Source organism: Monashia sp. HAY1-5C (assembly GCF_056755255.1).
This window is the reverse complement of record NZ_JBPGXG010000255.1, coordinates 1-1,975: the sequence shown is the minus strand read 5'-3', so window position 1 is coordinate 1,975 and position 1,975 is coordinate 1. Positions and strand designations below refer to the sequence as shown.

The 1,975-nt window shown below is 74.8% G+C and carries 2 protein-coding genes; one reads left to right on the top strand and one right to left on the bottom strand.

The features are described 5' to 3' along the window. Positions 1-540: acyltransferase family protein (locus ACR9ZK_RS21455; RefSeq protein WP_481343992.1), on the bottom strand; the 540-nt coding region annotated here is incomplete at its 3' end. 248 nt (positions 541-788) lie between these two features. On the opposite strand from ACR9ZK_RS21455, the gene ACR9ZK_RS21450 reads away from it, so the two are divergent. Further along, positions 789-1,975: glycosyltransferase family 2 protein (locus ACR9ZK_RS21450; protein ID WP_481343991.1), on the top strand; the 1,187-nt coding region annotated here is incomplete at its 3' end.

Sequence of the window (1,975 nt, the reverse complement as noted above, 5' to 3'; positions counted from 1 at the left end):
GATGTAGAACTGCTCCTCGACCGACAGCGACCAGTAGTGCTGGGTCGCCGAGTGCAGCTGGTCGGTGGCGAGGTAGTCGGTCGAGGTGAGGGCGAGGAACCAGTTCTCGACGTAGAGCGCCGAGGCGATGACCTCGTTGGCCACCCGCTCGTGGACCGTCTGCGGCAGCCACAGCAAGCTCGCACCGAGCGTGACGACGAGCACGAGGGTGGCGGCCGGGATGAGCCGCCGCACCCGGCGGGCCCAGAAGGCGAAGAGGTCGGAGACCCGCCGGATCGGCCGTTCGAGCAGGTGCAGGGTGATGAGGAAGCCGGAGATGACGAAGAAGACGTCGACCCCGATGTAGCCGCCCGTGAGCCGCTTGGGCCAGAAGTGGTAGAGGACGACGAGAGCGACCGCGATGGCGCGAAGCGCCTGGATGTCCTTGCGCGGGCCGGCCGGGACGGCGCGCTGCGGGGCGGAGGGGCCGGGCTGCTCGCGCGGGGTCGCCTCGGTGACCCCGCCGACGATCGCGGGGCTCGCTGCGTCGGGTGCTGCCAAGGACTGCTCCGTGCTCTCGGCCGGCTCGCGGCCGGTGCGTACGCGGGCGCGGCGGCGCGACGAGGCGCCGTCCGGGCCGGGATGGACCTCGACAACCTAACGCACCAACCTTGGGCCCACCCAACCGCGCGCCGTGGGCGCCTCGAAGCCGCCGCGGGGCGGCCGGTGCGCCCGAACGCGTCGTTAGGATGGGCGCCGCGCCGCCCTCGCCCGGGCGGTTCGCCCCCCTCCCCACGGAAGGCCCCGACGTGCCCCAGGACGCGGCCCTCGACGGCACGGCCGACGACCCCACCGACGGCGCACCCGCCGCCTCGGACGCGGCCGGGGACGCGGCACCGGCCCCGCTGCTCACCGTCATCTCGAACGTCTTCGACGACGCGGAGCGCCTGCCGCGGGCGGTCGCCTCGGTGCTCGCGGCCTGGGACGGGCCGGGCATCGAGGTCCTCGTCGTCGACGACGGGTCCACCGACGGCACGGGCGAGGTCGCCGACCGCCTTGCGGCGTCCGACCGCCGGGTCCGGGTCGTGCACCGCGGGGAGAACGACGGGGCCCCCGGAGCCCCGCGCAACCTCGGCATCGCCGAGGCCCGCGGCACGTACGTCGCGTTCTGCGACAGCGACGACGAGTACCTGCCGGGCACGCTCCGCCGGCTCGTGGACCTCGCCGTGGCCCGCGACGCCGACGTCGCGGCCGGCGGGGTCGCGCGGTTCAACGAGCGCACCGGCCGCACGACGCCGCTGCCGGCCACGGCCTACGTGTCCGGCCCGGTCGGGCCGCTCGCGCCGGGGTCACCGCTCTGGCACGACACCATCGCCGTGGCCAAGGTCGTCCGGCGGGCGTTCCTGGCCGAGGAGGGCATCCGCTTCCCCGAGCGGATCCTCTACGAGGACCAGCCCTTCACCGTCGCGCTCTGGGCCCGGGCCCGCCGGATCGCCACGCTGCCGGAGACCGTGTACCTCTGGTACGTCAACAACGTCGCCGGCGAGGAGTCGATCACGGCCCGCCGCCACGAGATCGCCAACTTCCGCGACCGGATCACCGCCAACCGAGCCATCGACGGCTACCTCGAGGGCCGCCCGGACCTCGCCGCGGCGAAGCTGGACAAGTTCGTCCGTCACGACCTCGCCCTCTACGGCAAGGACCTCGACGCCCGCGACGCGGCGTACCGCTCGGAGTTCGTCGCCGCCGCCCGCGGCTACCTCGCCGACGTGCCCGCCGACCTGCGGGCAGGGCTCGAGCAGCCCTACCGGCTCGCGGTCCGCGAGCTCGTCGACGGCACGCCCGAGGCTGCGGTGGCGGCCTGCCTCTTCGCCTACCGGCGCCAGCACCTCGACCGGCCCCTGGACTGCCGTGCGGACCGCTGGTGGTGGCCGTACCGGACGCCGGAGGACAGCGGTCCGGAGCACGACCTCACCGACGTCGTCCGCTCCCGGGC